The sequence below is a fragment of the Streptomyces sp. NPDC055103 genome, from assembly GCF_053607625.1.
In genome coordinates this window covers 70,926-86,538 of the sequence record NZ_JBSGTX010000034.1, presented here as the reverse complement: position 1 = coordinate 86,538, position 15,613 = coordinate 70,926, and the positions used below count along the sequence as shown (strand labels likewise).

The following is a 15,613-nucleotide window of genomic DNA, read 5'->3' as shown; positions in this document are numbered from 1 at the left end:
TCACCCCAATTTGTTGACCCCGCCGCCCGGCTGACTTCACCCACCCGGGCACGTTCACGTGTACCCGCCTGAGCACTCACCCATGTACGCCGACAGCGGGTGTGCTCGGTGCGCTGGATCAGGCCGGTGGCCTGCAGGGTTCGGATCTTCGGGTGGAGCTGGCCGTCGGCCATCCACGGCATCCGTGCCTTGAGGTCCATGTAGCGGGCGGGGGTGGCCAGGCTCATCAGGATCCAGGCGTTCCACCGGGGGGAGATCGTCTCCAGGGCCTGGATGACCTGGTCGAGGTCGCGGTGGGCGGGTGCGGGCAGGCCGGATGCAGGCATGGGAGTACTCCTGGAACGTGGGTGGGGTGGTGTTCAGCGAGCGTGTGCGGCGCGGGTGGTCGTCGCCGGTACCTGGGCTACGGGGGTGGCGACGGGGGCGGGCGCGCGGTGGAGGCTCTGGAGCACGGCGCTGGCGTGCTGGGCCTGGGTGTCGCGGATGACGACCGATTCGGCGATGCGGCGGCTGCAGTCGAGGAGGTGGCCGGGAGTGGATCGACCGATATCGCGGCTTGGGTCGGCCAGCTGGAGAAGGCGTTCGCGCTGGAACTCGATGTTCTTCTCGGCGAGTTCGACGGTGGAGAGCGCGTCGAGGAGGGCGTTCAGCATGGTCGGTCGGTCGGTGGTGGCGGCGTGGGCTTGAAGGTCGGCCCGGGGCCGGCCGTAGAGGCTTTCGATCCGCTCGGCGATCGATTCCGATACCGGGTAAGGCAATCAGCGTCCTCTCGCCGGGTGCGCCGTCGTCTCCCCGGAGGCCGGGATGGTTCGGGCAGTGATGACCGGCTGGGTGAACGTCACCGGCCGGGGTGGTTCGGGCGAGGGCTCGGCGCGAAGGACCTCACCCAAGGCTGCGAGGTAGGTACGGCGGGTCGTGAGCGCGGCCTCCATCCAGTACGAGTCCATCCGCAGCTCGTACTCCGACAGCTCGTCCATGCCGCGGTCGGGGGCACTGCGGGCGTGGACGCGGTCACGGACGCGGGCCACTTGCTCCTCCGTCAGTGCCAGGTGGGAGCGCATCTCCAAGGCGTTGCGGAGCCGGGCATCGGCGTCGGCCGCCTGGTACAGCTGGTCGAGGGGCGCGCCGAAGACCTCGACGAGACGGTCGTCCTGGCTGCTCGGCTTGTTGCGTACGCTCATCGACGGCTCCTGACGGGGACGGATACGGGGGCTGCGGTCCTTGGCACCGGGGTGGTGCCCAGGACGGGACCCGTGCGGCGGGCGGCCCGGCTGGTGGCAGGCTGCGGGAGAAGGGGGTAGTCCTCCAGGAGGTGAAGGACGGTGAGCGCGCGGCCATCACGAATGGTGAGCGCGGTGGCGACGCGCTGCGCCAGCGTCATGACCTCCTCGTCCAGCTCCCCGGCCGGGGCCCGCTGCAGGGCTTCGACGAGCTCGTCCTCGGCGGAGGTCAGCAGGCTCTGGGCCTCTTCCAGATCCTCGTACCAGCGCACCACCGCGCTGGGCAGGAATGACGGGGCAGGGCTGCTGCGCACGGTTTCGCGCAGCTCGTCGAGAGGCACGCCGAAGCGGTCCTGGATCTGGCGGGCGACGGCGGGAAGAACGTCGTCGGCTTCTTCGGGCACGGGCAGACTCCTCTCCTTGAAGTGGGCAGGCGGGAAGGGCCGGAAGCAGTCGCTCCGGGCGGGTGATCTCCAGGATCCGGAGAATCCCCGGTTTACCTAACCGGGAATTTGCTGCTACCTTTCGCCACTCGCGCCGGCCCGTCAGCGGGTACGGCCCCGGGCGGCGGCCGGCCCCGCAGGCCTCGCCGGAAGGCCGCGGGCGGCGGTGGGCGTGGGCGCCGGCAGCGGGGTGCTGCGGTCCTCCAGCCAGTCGAGAGCCGCCTCCGCGGTCTCGAAGGCGCCTTCGCGCAGGCGGTGGGTACCGGCCTGGAGGTCGGTGAATTCGAGCAGCAGACGGTAGGGATGCGGGGTCCTGGGATCCGTGGCTTCCAGCAGCACCACGGTCTCCTGCGTCGGGTATCCCTCTCCGACGCAACTCTCCACGAGCGAGTACCGGTTGCCTGCGTTGCGAAGGCGCCATTCCAGGGCCGCAGTGGTCTCGTCGGCGGGCAGGGTGCCACAGTCGTCCGACGGATAGATGGCGTCGTCACAGCAGCCGCGCCGGATGAGCCACGACTGCGCGAGCGCCAGCAGCGGGAGCCGCTCGCTGCCGAAGGTGAAAGTCCGGGTGTCCGCATCCCGTGTGAGGTGCAGGGCGATGATCTGTGATTCCCCGGGGGCGCCGTAGATGGTGGAGGCGTCGTGCAGGACGAGGAAGGTGTGGCGGCCGTCGGCCGTGTGGTGCTTGGCCAGGGTGGTCAGCTCGTTCTCGTACAGCGAGATGCAGTCGTCGAAGTCCTTCTCGCCCTCCGGGGTGGCCGGCCGGTATCCGTCGAGCCGGAAGTCCGGGTTGTAATGGGTATGGGTCAAATGAGGTCCTTAGGGGCCGGAAGGAGGTCAGCGACGGGGTCGTGCGGTGGCGGGCCACGAGCCGGGGCGTGAGGCAGGGCTGGCGGCAACCCGGTCCGCGGGCCGGGCGGTGAGCGCGGCACGGCCGGCGTCGGTGAGGGTGACCGGCTGGCCGGCGTGCAGGGGAGGGGATTCGTCGCGCTGGATGAGGCCCGCCCGTTCCAGCCGTTCAAAGTCCTGCTGGGTGACCCTCGTACCGGATGCTGTGACCACGGACAGCCGCTGCGTGAGCAGGTGCTCGTGGAGTTTGGCGCCTTGGCTGATCGCCAGGAGCAGGGCGATCTCGCGAGCCTTCAACTCGGTGGAAGCGGCAGGGTTCCGGGCTGTCTGTGCCTCGATGGGTTCGAGCGCGTCGACGACGTCCCGCGCACGCGCTTCTCGGCACGTGACGGCCTGTTTGAGCTGCTCGACCGTGCGCTCGATACGGGGGAAGAGGGACTCGTCGATGGCATACTCGCCGCTCGCCAGACGCTGCAGGAGAACGCGGTAGAAGGTCACCGACCGTTCGGCGTCAGACAGGGTGCGGTGGGCCGTGGCCAGGCGGGCGGTCTGCTCGTCGAGGAGGCCGCGGTCGTGATCGCGCCACAGGCGGTCGACGCTGAAGCCGACGGCGAGCTCGATGCGGTGGTCGAAGGAGGTCAGCGCCGCAGAGGGCGCCGAAGTCGCGGACTGGGGCAAGGGGCGTTCCGTCGTAGCCTGGTCAGTGCCGCCGGCAGCCGCGCCACGGGGCTGCGTCCTCTTCGCCCTCCGCGTCCGGATCGCAGTCCGGGGAGCAGCTGTTGCGGTCCTCGTAGTCGGCTTCCTCCTCGTCCGGGCAGCAGCAGGCGACGGACATCAGGGCGGCGAGTTCCTGGCCGGCGGCGAGGCGGTCGATGAGGAGCTCGGTGCACGCGTGCTTCTCGCCCGGTCCGCTCTGCGGGTGGGGCGCGACGATGGCGTCCAGGAGCCGGGCCTCCAGCTGCTGGACTTCGGCGTAGGTCTCCAGCAGGGCCCGGTGGTGGGGGTTCTCCGTCTGGGCCGGGATGTGCAGCAGGGTCGTGGCGTAGTGGTCGAGGAAGTTCGGGAAGGTCGTCAACGTACGGCTTTCGTGGTGAGAACGGTGGGCTGGGCGGGACGGGGCAGGCCCGGGGGCGGTCCGGGTTTCGGGATGGTGCGGTAGGCGTCGATCTGGGCGGATCGGGTGCGGGCGGCGTGGGCGCGGGCGCCGAGCGGACGGCGGGCGACACCCAGGCGCTGGGCCGCGGTGTCGTACACGTCGTGCCCCTTTCGGGGGCAGACCGCGACGACGTGGATCTCCATGGGGTAGGCCGAGCGCGCCGGGGCCGGCCGGAGCGCGTAGACGATGCGCCAGGCGGCCCGGGAGTCGACGTAGAGCTTGCGCAGCCCGGCCAGTTCGGCCTTGAGCTTGCTGCCGGCGCGGTCGGCGTTGACCACGTCCTGCAGGAGGGCGAGGGAGAGGTCGCGGATGTCGCCGGGGGCCTGGAGCAGGTCGGTCAGGGCTCGGGGGTCGAAGGTGAGGCCGAACGCGGGCCGGCCCTCGGCGGTCACGCGGCTGCCTGCCCTGCCTCGGCGTCGCGGGCGGCGGCGCGCACGGAGCGGCCGGGTCCGCGAAGGAGGCGGTGCGCGGGGCGATCGGGGTCGGTCTGGCAGGCCGACAGCGGCCCGCCCGGGGCGCGGACGGCGGCCATGGCGTGGGTGAGGAAGTCCCGGTGCCACACGAACATCCCGGCCGGGCCGGCTTCGGGGTCCTTGTGCTGGAGGTAGGCCATCCACAGGGCGTGGAGCCAGGCGACGACGTCGAGGTGTTCCTGCCACTGGTCGCACCACGGGGCGGCGGTGGTGACCTCCGCGCCGTAGGTGGGCATGAGGTAGTCCTCCACCCAGTCGGTGAGCAGGTCGAGTTCGCTCTCGTACTCCTCGCCGTCCAGCTCCAGGATCGGCCGCGGTTCGGGCGGCAGCGCCGCCGCTCCGGGCATGGGCGGCATGCCGAAGCCGGGGAACGGTGCCGACGTCGGTGCGGGTTCGGCGGCGAGGTGGTCGAGCTGGCGGGCCTGTTCGGCGGAGCGGTCGAGCAGTTTGCGGACGGTGGCCTGGATGCTGTCCAGATCACCTTCCGGCAGGCGTACCGGGTCGAATTCCCCAGCAGCGTCGCCGAATTCTTCTATGGGGTCATGCGCCAAGGAAAACTCCTCCTCCGGCACGCGCGACTGCCGGGCATCTGAGAAAGGTGGGGGGAATTCAATTCCGGAGCGCCGAGATGGCCATCACCGGAGCAAGGAGGCGAACCGACCGGCGTCAGGCGGTCAGGGTGAGATCATCCTGTCCGACGCTCTGATGAAGCGTTTCCGTCAGACGATCGGAGGCGATCTGGGCGTAGTGCTCGGTCTTCTCGACGCCGATGAAATCGCGGCCCTCCAGGAGCGCGGCCACCCCGGTGGAGCCGGAGCCACAGGTGAAGTCCAGGACGGTGCCGCCCGGCGGGCAGATCTTCACCAGTTCACGCATCACCTCGACGGGCTTCTGTGTGATGTGCTGCCGGTTCTTGCCCGAGGGCTGCGAGGCCGAGTACAGGCCGGGCAGATAGACGGGGTTGCGGGAGCCGTCGATCGCTCCGTTCGACGCCCACACGATGAACTCGCAGTTCTGCGTGAAACGCCCCTTCTGAGGTCGGGCCTGCGGCTTGTGCCAGGCCAGGACCCCGCGCCACAGCCATCCGGCCGCCTGGATCGCATCCGTGGTGGTCGGCAGCTGCCGCCAGTCGGTGAACAGCAAAGCCGTCCCGCCCGGCTTCGTGAGGCGGTGGGCCTCGGTCATGATCTGGGTGAGCCAGAAACCGTACGAACGCTGGTCCATGTTCTCGCCGGGGAAGTCCGCGAGATCGTGGCCGGCGTCGGCGGAGGTGTACTTCTGGCGCGCGGTACGGGAGGTGCGCTCCTTCGCGGTCCGGCCGCCGGAGTTGTACGGCGGATCGGTGATGACCGCGTCCACGCAGTCGTCTGGAAGGCCGGCCAGCACGCCGAGCGCGTCGCCATGATGCAGGGAAAAAGGCAAAGAGGTGCCCCGATTCGGGTTGCGGAGAATTACGAGAGAGTCCCGACTCGCGGAGAAGAAGCGCCGCCGCGACGAATGCGGGCACAAGAGGTCCAGCACGCCGCATGAGGGCGGTGGGCGAGTTCGGGAGCCACACCTTAGGGCACGATTCCCGGTTGACCCCCGCCACACGAAAGATTAGGTCAACCGGGAATCGGGCCCTACAGTCTGACAACCGCCTGGCCCGAACAGCCCGGTGGCATTCCCTCCCCCTGCCCTCATGGAGGCACCGCCTTGTCCTGACCCGCCTGAACGATGCCCCAGGGGCGCCCCACCGGCGAGCGGCAACTCGCCTCCTGGCGCCCCCTCCCGGGCTTCCCGATCACCTCACCCCGGCCCCCATCGCGTCCTTCTCACCTCGTACCAGCGCGGCCGGGCTTCACCCGAAGGGCTCCTCCTGTGACACAGCCGTACCCTCCCCTGCCCCGAGCAGCTAGAGCCCCCGTTTCCTCGGGAGGCGCAGCGGATTGAACGGCATAGCCGCCGCCGTCGGCGTTCTGTGCCTGTCCCCTCTCGTTCTCGCCGGAGCCGCCGCCACGGCGGCTGCCGCCAGCGGTGCCGCTGTCCGCGCGTCGAACTGTGCCGCCGGCGACGCGGTCGACGTCGATGCCGTCGCCCGGCAGGTCGTCGGCATCCTCGGCGGCGACGGCGCCGACCCGAGCATCCAGGTCGAGGGCCTGGAGCTGCCCGCCGAGCAGATCCCGCACGCGAAGGCGATCGTCGCCACCGGGATCGCTTTGAAGGTCCCCGAGCGCGGCCAGGTCGTCGCACTGGCCACCGCGATCCAGGAGTCCCGGCTGCGCAACCTGCGCTATGGGGACCGGGATTCACTGGGGCTGTTCCAGCAGCGGTCCAGCCAGGGCTGGGGCACTCCCGAGGAGATCCTCGACCCCGTCTACGCCGCCACGAAGTTCTACGACGGGCTTCTCAAGGTCGCGGGGTGGCAACAGATGACGGTCACCCAGGCCGCCCAAGCCGTACAGCTCTCCGGGTACCCGGACGCCTACGCCCAGTGGGAGCCGCTCGCCCGCGCCCTACAGCAGGCGATCGTGCCGACCCTTCCCGAAGGCGGCCCCGACGCCGGGACTGGTGCTCCGGAGGGTGGCTGCCGGCCGGGCGAGGACGGATCCGCCTGGGGTGAGATCCCCGAAGGCACCGTCCCCGCCGGGTACGAGATCCCGGCCGACGCCTCCGCGAAGGCCCGCTCGGCGATCACCTGGGCGATGCACCAGCTCGGCACCCTCTACCAGTGGGGCGGGACCTGCAAAGACGCCCACGGGCCGGATCCGATGGGCCGCTGCGACTGCAGCTCCCTGATGCAGCAGGCATACGCCCACGCCGGCGTCTCTCTCACCCGGACCACGTACACCCAGGTCAAAGAGGGTGCGCCAGTCCCGGCCAACGCGCTCAAGCCGGGTGACCTGCTCTTCACGCGCGGCACCGCCGCCGTCCCCGAGCACGTCGGCATGTACATGGGCGCTGGGCTTGTGATCAACGCGCCGAAGACCGGACGTCCGGTGCGGATCGAGAAGGTCGCCGACTGGCAGATCCTCGCCGTCCGCCGCATCCCCGCTCTCAACTCCTAGCGCTCCCCGCCTTCGACAGGCCACGGGCCGCTTCTTCCGCCGCCGCGAGCCTCCTCCGCCGCGTGCTTCCTCCTTCTCTCCTCCCCTTTCCCGCTGGGCCGTCTGGCCTGCGCCCGCAAGGAGTTCCCACCATCCCCATCCTCACCCTCGCTCCCCTCTCGCACCTCGCGGACCGCGTCCTGTACCTCGCCTACGACCCCGGCGTCTCCCCGAAGAGCGGCGGCCTGCCGGGCCTGGACGTGCTGCGCAACGTGGTCAACTCGATCAACCTGTTCGGCATCATCGCCGTCGTCGGCGCGCTCGCCGTGTCCCTCGGCGTGTGGGCCTGGGGCCACCACAGTGGCGGTCACCAGGCCGAGGCCAACGGCAAGAAGGGCGCCGTCGTCGCGGCTGGCGCCGCGCTCGGCCTCGGTGCCGCCAACGGCATCGTGGCCTTCTTCTCCACGCTCGGAACACAGGTCCGCTGATGGGTAAGCGCTCCCGCCCCCGACTGGGCGCCTCCGCCTCGAACTGGCCCATAGGCCGGCGTGTCGCCGTCCTGGCCGCCGTGCTCGCCGTCCTGCTGACCGTCGCCGGTGCCGCCGCCTACTTCACGCAGCGCGGCACCGGCCAGGACGCCGGCCCGTCCACCCGGTCCCCCGCCGGCACGAGTTCCCCGGCCGTTCAGCCCGGCGAGACGGCGCCGGCATCGGGGGCGGGAGCGGTCTCCCCGCCGCCGCGCCTTTCCGATCCTCTCGCCTATGCCCGTGCGGTGGCGGTGATGCTCTGGTCCTACGACACCCGCGCCACCACCCGTGACCAGCAACTCGCAGGCATGCACGCCTGGATGACCACCGAGACGAAGTACACCGACTGGACCTCGATCCAGGCGCAGGTTCCCGATCCGTTGCTGTGGTCGCGGATGCGCGACAACGCGCAGTACGCCACGGCGACGGTCACCGAGTCGCACTACCCGTCGGCCTTCAAGCAAGCCCTGGCCGAGGACCCCGCCGCGCTGACCGAGGCGTACGTCTACGCCGTCACCGTCACCGGCAAGCAGTCCATCGCATGGAAGGACGGCGGAGGCGGCGCCGAGGACCGCTCGGTCACCGTCGCCGTCCAGTGCCGACCCAGCGCCGACTGCGCCCTGGTCGCCATCGCCCCGAACACCGCTCCCTGACCCGTTGACCGAAAGGAGAAGTCCCGATGGACTTCTGCGCCCTTCCCGTCGCGGGCAAGCTGTGCGACGCGGCCGACGCGATCGACTTCGTCTCCGACCCGGGCAAGGCGATCACCGAAGGCATCGGCAACTGGATCGCCAAGTCCTGCGGCGAACTCGCCGCCGCCGCGGCCGACCTGGCCGCCGAGGCCGTCAACACCACCACCAAGATCGACCTCAACGCCGGATGGTTCCGCGACAACTACGAGCTGCTGCTGCCTATCGGGCTGACGATCCTGGTCGCGACCTTCTGCGCCCAGCTCATCCGGGCCGCGTTCAAGCGCGACGGCCAGGCACTCGTCCAGGGATTCACCGGCACCGCGTCCGGGGTGCTGTTCTGCTTCGTGGCCATCGCCCTGACCACGGTCGTGATCGAAGTCGTCGATGCCCTGTCCGACTCGCTGTTCGCGGCGGCAGGCACGTCGATCGAGGACGCCGTGCGGCGCATGGTGAAGGTCTCCCAGATCGCCGCGATCTCCCCGCTCGGCTGGCTCGTCGCCGCCCTCGCGGCCCTCGGCGCCGCCGTGGGCGCGCTGCTCTACTGGGGCGTGATGATGGTCCGCAAGGTCGGCGTCCTCGTGCTCGTGACCCTGGCCGTCTTCGCCGGCGCCGGCGGCGGATGGGAGGCAGCCCGCCGCTGGCGGCGCGGCTGGATCGAAGCGACGGCCACCCTGATCGTCTCCAAGCTCCTGATGACCGTGATCTTCCTGCTCGGGATCTCCGCCATGGGCAAGACCGACGCCGACGGCGGACTCGCCGCGCTCGCCGACGTCATGGCCGGCATCGTCATCATGCTCCTGGTCATGCTGTGCCCGTACGCCACCTTCAAGTTCGTGCACTGGGCGGCCGAGTCCGCCGACGGCGAGACGCTGCACCGCTCCGGCGGCGCGGGAGCCCAGATCGCCAAGCAGCACGCCGAGAACGCGAGTCGCAAGGCGGCAGCCGCGGCAGCGACCGCGGGAACCGGCGGAGCCGCGGCCGGAGCCGGTGCCGGTGCCGGAGCGGCGCCCCAGGGGCCGTCCTCAGTTCCCGGGCAGTTCCCCGGCGACATCGCGGCCAGCCCCTCGGACAGCGGCGGCGGGACCAGCGGGTCCCCCGCCATGGACAAGGTCAAGACCGGGCTGGACCAGGCGGTGCGGTCCATGCCGACCAGCCCCGGCCAGGACACAGGCAGCTCCTTCGGGGCCAACAGCGGCCCCGGCGGTCCGGGCGCGGGTCCCACACCGCGCAGCACCCAGGAGGCACCGCCCCAGGGTGCCGGCGCTGTCGGCGCCACGACCGGGGCCGGATCCGGATCCGGATCCGGGGCCGGATCCGGATCCAGTGGCAGTCCGTTCATGACGCCACCGCCCCCGGCCGGTTCCTGACTCCCTCTCCTCCGGTCATCCGGGCGGGACACCAGCGTCCCGAGTGTCCCGCCCGGAGCCCCGCCGCCCGCTGCTGAAAGCCTTCTGCCTTGTCTGACCTCACGCTCACCCCACCGATATCGGTGAAGTTCCCGGCCCGGTCCCGGCGCGGGATCCTGCTCGGCCTGTCCCTTGCCCAACTCACCCTCACCGCCGCCGCCCTCGCCCTGCTCCTGGTCACCGTGGTGACCACCGGCCTCACCGGCGCCCTGACCCTCACCCCGCTGTGGACAGCCGTCGCCACGCTCGTGGCCGTCCGCCGAGGCGGCCGCTCCCTGATCGACTGGGCCCCGATCGTCGCCCGCTACGCACAGCGCCGCCGCACCGGACAGACCCTCTGGCTCGCCCGTCCGGTCACCCGCCCCCGCGCCGAAGGAACCCTCCACCTGCCCGGCACCGCCGCCTCCATCAAGGTGGTCACCCCCGCCGAGGGACAGGCCGCCGCCCTCCACGACCCACACCAGCAGACCCTCACCGCGGTCGCCCGCGTCACCAGCCGCGCCTTCGCCCTGCTCGACCCCGCCACCCAGAACACCCACGTGAACGCGTGGGGCCGGGCACTGGCCGGTATCGCCCGCACCGGGCACATCGCCACCGTCCAGGTCCTGGAGCGCACGGTCCCCGACTCCGGCGACACCCTCACCCGGCACTGGAACACCCACGGCCGCCCCGACGCCCAGCTCGCCGGCCAGGTCTACAGCGACCTGGTCGCCACCGCAGGCCCGGCCGCCGCCCCGCACGAGACCTACCTGGCGATCTCGCTCGACCTCAAAGCCGCACGGCGCCTGATCAGCCAGGCCGGCGGCGGACTGCCCGGCGCGTTCACCGTGCTCGGCCAGGCCACCGCCGCCCTCACCCAGGCCGCCCACAACGCCGGACTCGCCATCAACGGATGGCTCAGCGCCCAGGAGATCGCCGCCGTCATCCGCACCGCCTACGACCCGGGGGCACTGGCCGCGCTCCAGCAGTGGTCCGCCACCGGCCGGGCAGAGGCAGACCCCGCAGCCGCCGGGCCCGTCGTCCAGGTCGAGGAGCACGACCGGCTCATCACCGACACCGCCCGCCACACCACCTACTGGGTCGAGAACTGGCCCCGCACCGAAGTCCTCGCCGGCTTCCTCCACCAGCTGCTGTTCACCGCCGGAGTACGCCGGACCTTCTCCCTCATCTACGTCCCCCAGGGGCTCGAGTCCGCCCTCCGCGACGTCCAGCGCACCAAGGCGACGATCATCGCCGACGCGAACGAACGCGCCCGCCGCGGCCAGGTCGACTCCGAGGCCGACGCGGTCGAGTACGGCGACGTCAAGGAACGCGAACGGCAGCTGATCGCCGGCCACGCCGACGTCGCGATGACCGGCCTGCTCACCGTCACCGCCGACACAGACCAGGCCCTGGACGCCGCCTGCGCCCAGATCGAGACCGCCGCCGTCACCGCCCAGGTCGACCTGCGCCGCCTCGTCTACCAGCAGCCCGACGCCTTCACCCTGGCCGCCCTCCCCCTCGCCCGCACCGCCCAGGAGAAGTAGGGCCCCGCGCCTGACCCGATCCAGGCCACCGCAGAAAGACCCACCGCTCTTGGCCACCACGACCGACACCTACGACGCCCACCCCTACCTGCGAGCTGCGACCGCCGGCATCCGCCACCACACCCACGCCGTCACCCCAGGTGCCCGCGCCGACCGGCGACACCTCGACAACCTGCACGAGCACCTCACCCGCCTGCACCTCCTCATCGATCAGGTCGCCGACACCGTACGTCCCGAACACCCCACCGCCGGACGGCACCTGGCCACCGCACACCTGCGGCTATGGCAGGCCGCCAACAGCCTCCACGACGCCTTCCACACCCTGCCCACCGCACCCGACTGCACCCCGGACCGGCTGCCCGACGGCCCGCTCGTCCTCACCATCTGCCAGCGCCACATCGCCTCCGGCCACGCCATCCGACGCAAGACCACCCCGGCCGACCACGGCACCGCCTAGCCCGCGCAGAAACGATCCTGCTCATGTCCCCACACCGCCCCGGCCGCCGCGCCTCCGCCAGCCCCCTGTTCACCCCGCACGGCACCGACCGCACCAGCCGCCGCGCCGCCCGCAAGCAGCTCGCCGAAGCCCAGGCCAAAGCCAAAGCCGCCGCCCTCAAGGACACCCGCGCCACCGCGGCCGAAGCCGAGATACCCGCACCGCTCTACCCGCCGACCGGACGCCCCGGCCCGGCCTCCGCACGCGGCGGCCGGCTGCAGCTGCCTGCCCACCGGATGACCACCGCCACCGCCTCCGGCGCGTACCCGTTCCTCGCCGAAGGCGGCCTCGGCGCCGAGGGCATCTACATCGGCCGCGACGTCCACGCCGAAGGCTCCTTCGTCTTCGACCCCTTCTCCCTGTACGGGAAGGTCGAAGGGTTCACCAACCCCAACATCCTGTTGGCCGGGGTCATCGGGCAGGGCAAGAGCGCGCTCGCGAAGTCCTTCGCCCTCCGCTCGGTCGCCTTCGGCTACCGCGTCTACGTGCCCTGCGACCCCAAGGGCGAGTGGACCCCGGTCGCCGCGGCGCTCGGCGGCACCTCCATCGCCCTCGGCCCCGGGCTGCCCGGACGGCTCAACCCTCTCGATGCCGCCCCCAAGCCGCCGTCCGTCTCGGAATCGGACTGGGCCGGCGAAGTCCGCAAGCGCCGCCTGCTCCTGCTCGGCTCCCTCGCCCGCACCGTGCTCGGCCGCGACCTGCTCCCCATGGAGCACACCGCCCTCGACATCGCCCTCGACGGCGTCGTCCGGGCCGCGACCGCCGCCGGCCGGGCCCCGCTGCTGGGCGACATCGCCCACACCCTCGCCCAGCCCCACCTCCTCGACGCCGCCGCCGGCACTGTCTCCGGCCACCTCGGGGACGCCGCCCGCGATCTCTCCCATGCCCTGCGCCGGCTCGTCCACGGTGACCTCGCCGGGATGTTCGACGCCCCCTCCACGGTCGCGTTCGACCCGGCCAGCCCGATGCTGTCCATCGACCTGTCCCGTCTCGGCGGATCCGGCGACGACACCGCCCTCGTCCTCGCCATGACCTGCGCCTCCGCCTGGATGGAAGCCGCCCTCACCGACCCCGACGGCGGCCGACGTTGGATCGTCTACGACGAAGCCTGGCGGCTCATGCGCCACCCCGGCCTCCTGCAGCGCATGCAGTCCCAATGGAAGCTGAGCCGCGGCCTTGGCATCGCCAACCTCATGGTCATCCACCGGCTGTCCGACCTGCTCACCGCCGGCGACGCCGGGTCGCAGGGCCGGGCGCTCGCCGAAGGACTCCTCGCCGACTGCTCCACCCGCATCATCTACCGCCAGGAAACCGACCAGATCCACGCCGCCGCCACCCTCCTCGGCCTGACCGCCGTCGAGACCGAGGCCATCTCCCACCTCACCCGCGGACGCGGCCTGTGGCGCGTCGCCGGCCGGAGCTTCGTGGTCCAGCACTGCCTCCACCCCACCGAACAGGCCCTGTTCGACACCGACTCCCGCATGCAATGAGACGCCCCCTGCCCGCACCCGGGAGCGGCCACATCCCCTTCTTCCCCTGAACGTTGGAGACTCCCATCGAACCGCACCCCACCGCCTCGATACTCCCTCTGCCCGATGAGGACGACCTGGCGACCCTCGCCCACGACATCCAGGAGAACGGACTCCTGCAGCCCGTCGTCCTCGACCGCCAAGGTCGCGTTCTCGACGGTCGCGGTCGACTCATCGTCTGCGAACGCCTCGGCATCGAACCGTCCTTCGTCACCTACGAGGGCGAAGACCCCGACGTGTACGTCCTGTCCGTCAACCTCACGCGCCGCAGTTTCACCAAGGGACAGTCCGCGATGATCACGGTCAAGGCCCGTTCCCTCAGGGAACAAGACGGCCGTTCCCCGAAGGAACAGACCGCGCGTTCCCTCGGGGAACAACTCGGAGTCGCGCTGGCTGTCATGGGGCGCGCGAGCACCGTCCTGCAGCACGCTCCCGACCTCGTAGACCCGGTCATCAGCGGCGCGATGGGACTCAACGAAGCGTACGCCGTCGCCCAGGAGCACAAGGCCAAGGCCAGCTCCGCCGAGGTCCAGCTCGCCCGCTTGCGCGAGGAGGACCCGGTGCTCGCCAACCGGGTTGTCGAGGGCGACCTGACACTGGCCGGCGCATGGGCTGAACGCACCGAGCGCGTCGAGGAGGACAAGCGGCAGCGGCGGGTGGCCACCCGTCTGCTGGACGAACTCGTCGCGCCCCTCGCCCAGACCCGTGGCACGGGGACGTTCAGCCGGTACGACCCCGCGTACGCCACCGGCGCCCCTATCACCCGCGAGATCATTGCGCACGCGATGACAGCGCTGACCGAGATGGACCAGGTCTGGCGGGAGCGTGATCTGCCGTGACGAGCAACGCCGAACTCCGTCTGCGGCACATGGTCGAGCAAACCGCGCGCACTGTCACCGACGCCAAGGGACGACTCCACAAGCGCGCCTTCGTCGACGCGGTGCGCAGCAAGCTCAGAGACGACGACCTGGATGCGGATGCGCAGGCCGTGGCCCTGGACAAGCTCGCCGAGAAGCTCGTGACCGAGTTCGGGGACAAGCACAACCCCCGGCGCCGGCGACCGGGTTCCCTCTTCCACCCCGACGACATACTCAAACTGGGCAACGGCACCTGGGTCCGGATGGCCCGAGCCATCGACTCCGACGTTGTCGCGTGGCGCCGACTGTCGCGAAAGAACCGGACGCACGTCGATGAGGCGGACAACAAGATCCAGGACTACGCGGATGAACGCCTCGATGCCTTCCGCACCACCACCGGCATCGTCGACCTCATCGACCTGGAACGCTTCGTCTTCGGCTGGACCGAGGAGGAAGCCGGCCAGACCGGTCTCTTCTGACCGCGACCGCACGAGCGGCAACTCGCCCGTTCCAGCTTCGCGGCGCCGCAACCCTAGACGCTCCGACGACAGCTGGAGCGATCACCTCCACGGAGCCCATGCCCCAGACCCATACTCCCCTGCCCACCTTCACGGTCAAACTGGCGGCCCGACTCCCCGGCGACTGGACGACTGCGTACCACCGCCACACCGCGTACAGCGAACAGTTCCCCGTGGCCGAGCGCCTGTGGGACTCCGGTCACGTCCACTGGGCTGTCGGCGAGCACGTCCTCGAGCATCGGGGCGTCCTGATCGGTCCGGCCGGCGAAGAGCTCTACGTCATCGAGCGGCCCCGTCACCGCGGCCAGTTCCTCGTAGCCGCACTGAAGCCCCCTGGCTTCCAGCCACATCACTTCCGTGGCGTGCCTGAGCCGAACGGCATCGTGGCCAGCGCCGATCCTGTACGGGCCGCCGCCACGGTCAGCCGTCGGCTTCTGCCCCAGTATGCGATGGCCGCCGAGGCGGTCCGCGCGCAGGCCCGGCTCCGGCCGGAGCCGCCGGCCCATCGTCAGGCCCCGCCCGGGACGGCGGAGGCGGTGACGCTCACCCGCTACGGCGATGGCGTCCTCGGATCTCCGTACGCGAGCGTCCCGGCCGAGGCCCGCGACGCGCTGTATCTCTCCGGGTTCCAGTACGTCCCCGACCAGGGCGCGTTCCTTCTCCCTGCCGGGTACGGGCCCATCGGCACGGCCGTACGGATCCAGGTCCTCGCCGCCCGGCTCGCTCAGAGCAACATCGGGCTCAACCTCCGCCACTCCCCGGCGCGTCCCCACGCGGCAGCCGCCGTGACCGCGTCTCCGGCTCCCGCGCCTCAGGCGCACCGTGCCCCGACCGGTATTGCCGTCCCCTCTGCGGCGACCGGCGGTCCTCAGGCGGCCCACCGCTCTCGGTGACG

Annotated in this window: 20 protein-coding genes; 10 read left to right on the top strand and 10 right to left on the bottom strand. The window is 71.2% G+C overall.

Going from position 1 to position 15,613, the window contains the following annotated elements; genetic code table 11:
* From ACWFR1_RS22085 to ACWFR1_RS22040, 10 genes are all read right to left on the bottom strand, one after another.
* A partial coding sequence (locus ACWFR1_RS22085; protein WP_453553670.1) for a winged helix-turn-helix transcriptional regulator occupies positions 1-326 on the bottom strand: 326 nt, incomplete at its 3' end.
* A gap of 33 nt (positions 327-359) precedes the next feature.
* Positions 360-758, bottom strand: coding sequence for a hypothetical protein (locus ACWFR1_RS22080; protein ID WP_453553668.1), 399 nt, complete (start codon positions 756-758; stop codon positions 360-362).
* Positions 759-1,181: a hypothetical protein gene (locus tag ACWFR1_RS22075; RefSeq protein ID WP_453553666.1), complete on the bottom strand. Its 423-nt coding sequence runs from the start codon at positions 1,179-1,181 to the stop codon at positions 759-761.
* Positions 1,178-1,624, bottom strand: a complete 447-nt coding sequence (locus ACWFR1_RS22070; RefSeq protein WP_453553664.1) for a hypothetical protein — start codon at positions 1,622-1,624, stop codon at positions 1,178-1,180. Before ACWFR1_RS22070 ends, ACWFR1_RS22075 begins: the two co-directional genes overlap by 4 nt.
* Positions 1,625-1,765: 141 nt before the next feature.
* Positions 1,766-2,473 (bottom strand): hypothetical protein, encoded by a 708-nt coding sequence (locus ACWFR1_RS22065; protein ID WP_453553662.1) that lies wholly within the window; start codon positions 2,471-2,473, stop codon positions 1,766-1,768.
* Between the two features lie 27 nt (positions 2,474-2,500).
* Positions 2,501-3,190, bottom strand: coding sequence for a hypothetical protein (locus ACWFR1_RS22060; protein ID WP_453553660.1), 690 nt, complete (start codon positions 3,188-3,190; stop codon positions 2,501-2,503).
* A 22-nt stretch (positions 3,191-3,212) separates the two neighbouring features.
* Positions 3,213-3,587, bottom strand: coding sequence for a hypothetical protein (locus tag ACWFR1_RS22055; protein WP_453553658.1), 375 nt, complete (start codon positions 3,585-3,587; stop codon positions 3,213-3,215).
* Positions 3,584-4,060 carry a hypothetical protein gene (locus ACWFR1_RS22050; RefSeq protein WP_453553656.1) on the bottom strand — a complete coding sequence of 159 codons (477 nt, stop codon included), beginning with the start codon at positions 4,058-4,060 and terminating at the stop codon, positions 3,584-3,586. The genes ACWFR1_RS22055 and ACWFR1_RS22050 overlap by 4 nt, the downstream gene beginning before the upstream one ends.
* On the bottom strand, positions 4,057-4,632 hold the full coding sequence (locus ACWFR1_RS22045; protein WP_453553684.1) for a DUF4913 domain-containing protein: 576 nt from the start codon (positions 4,630-4,632) through the stop codon (positions 4,057-4,059). Before ACWFR1_RS22045 ends, ACWFR1_RS22050 begins: the two co-directional genes overlap by 4 nt.
* 175 nt (positions 4,633-4,807) lie before the next feature.
* Entirely contained in the window at positions 4,808-5,563 is a 756-nt protein-coding gene (locus ACWFR1_RS22040; RefSeq protein ID WP_384234128.1) for a DNA-methyltransferase, read from the bottom strand.
* A 506-nt stretch (positions 5,564-6,069) separates the two neighbouring features.
* On the opposite strand from ACWFR1_RS22040, the gene ACWFR1_RS22035 reads away from it, so the two are divergent.
* The 10 genes from ACWFR1_RS22035 (at position 6,070) to ACWFR1_RS21990 (ending at position 15,611) form a co-directional block, all read left to right on the top strand.
* A complete protein-coding gene (locus tag ACWFR1_RS22035; protein WP_453553654.1) occupies positions 6,070-7,188 on the top strand; it encodes a C40 family peptidase in 1,119 nt (372 codons plus the stop codon).
* Between the two features lie 137 nt (positions 7,189-7,325).
* Positions 7,326-7,655, top strand: a complete 330-nt coding sequence (locus ACWFR1_RS22030; protein WP_453553682.1) for a DUF6112 family protein — start codon at positions 7,326-7,328, stop codon at positions 7,653-7,655.
* On the top strand, positions 7,655-8,347 hold the full coding sequence (locus ACWFR1_RS22025; protein ID WP_453553652.1) for a hypothetical protein: 693 nt from the start codon (positions 7,655-7,657) through the stop codon (positions 8,345-8,347). The genes ACWFR1_RS22030 and ACWFR1_RS22025 overlap by 1 nt, the downstream gene beginning before the upstream one ends.
* 26 nt (positions 8,348-8,373) lie before the next feature.
* Positions 8,374-9,753, top strand: a complete 1,380-nt coding sequence (locus ACWFR1_RS22020) for an SCO6881 family protein (protein ID WP_453553650.1) — start codon at positions 8,374-8,376, stop codon at positions 9,751-9,753.
* Positions 9,754-9,842: 89 nt separating this feature from the next.
* Positions 9,843-11,318: an SCO6880 family protein gene (locus ACWFR1_RS22015; RefSeq protein ID WP_453553648.1), complete on the top strand. Its 1,476-nt coding sequence runs from the start codon at positions 9,843-9,845 to the stop codon at positions 11,316-11,318.
* A 49-nt stretch (positions 11,319-11,367) separates the two neighbouring features.
* Positions 11,368-11,775, top strand: a complete 408-nt coding sequence (locus ACWFR1_RS22010) for a DUF6238 family protein (protein ID WP_453553646.1) — start codon at positions 11,368-11,370, stop codon at positions 11,773-11,775.
* 23 nt (positions 11,776-11,798) lie between these two features.
* Positions 11,799-13,304: a VirB4 family type IV secretion system protein gene (locus ACWFR1_RS22005; protein WP_453553644.1), complete on the top strand. Its 1,506-nt coding sequence runs from the start codon at positions 11,799-11,801 to the stop codon at positions 13,302-13,304.
* A gap of 53 nt (positions 13,305-13,357) precedes the next feature.
* Positions 13,358-14,182 (top strand): plasmid replication/partition related protein, encoded by an 825-nt coding sequence (locus tag ACWFR1_RS22000; protein WP_453553642.1) that lies wholly within the window; start codon positions 13,358-13,360, stop codon positions 14,180-14,182.
* The gene (locus ACWFR1_RS21995; protein WP_453553640.1) at positions 14,179-14,679 is read left to right on the top strand and encodes a hypothetical protein; all 501 of its coding nucleotides are present in this window, start codon (positions 14,179-14,181) and stop codon (positions 14,677-14,679) included. The genes ACWFR1_RS22000 and ACWFR1_RS21995 overlap by 4 nt, the downstream gene beginning before the upstream one ends.
* A gap of 98 nt (positions 14,680-14,777) precedes the next feature.
* Entirely contained in the window at positions 14,778-15,611 is an 834-nt protein-coding gene (locus ACWFR1_RS21990) for a hypothetical protein (protein WP_453553638.1), read from the top strand.
* The last annotated feature ends 2 nt before the right edge of the window (positions 15,612-15,613 follow it).

Excerpts from the sequence above, each read along its gene's own strand:
- ACWFR1_RS22075 (WP_453553666.1), bottom strand. The coding sequence starts at position 1,181 with ATGAGCGTACGCAACAAGCCGAGCAGCCAGGACGACCGTCTCGTCGAG.
- ACWFR1_RS22005 (WP_453553644.1), top strand. The coding sequence starts at position 11,799 with ATGTCCCCACACCGCCCCGGCCGCCGCGCCTCCGCCAGCCCCCTGTTC.
- ACWFR1_RS22020 (WP_453553650.1), top strand. The coding sequence starts at position 8,374 with ATGGACTTCTGCGCCCTTCCCGTCGCGGGCAAGCTGTGCGACGCGGCC.
- ACWFR1_RS22025 (WP_453553652.1), top strand. The coding sequence starts at position 7,655 with ATGGGTAAGCGCTCCCGCCCCCGACTGGGCGCCTCCGCCTCGAACTGG.
- ACWFR1_RS21990 (WP_453553638.1), top strand. The coding sequence starts at position 14,778 with ATGCCCCAGACCCATACTCCCCTGCCCACCTTCACGGTCAAACTGGCG.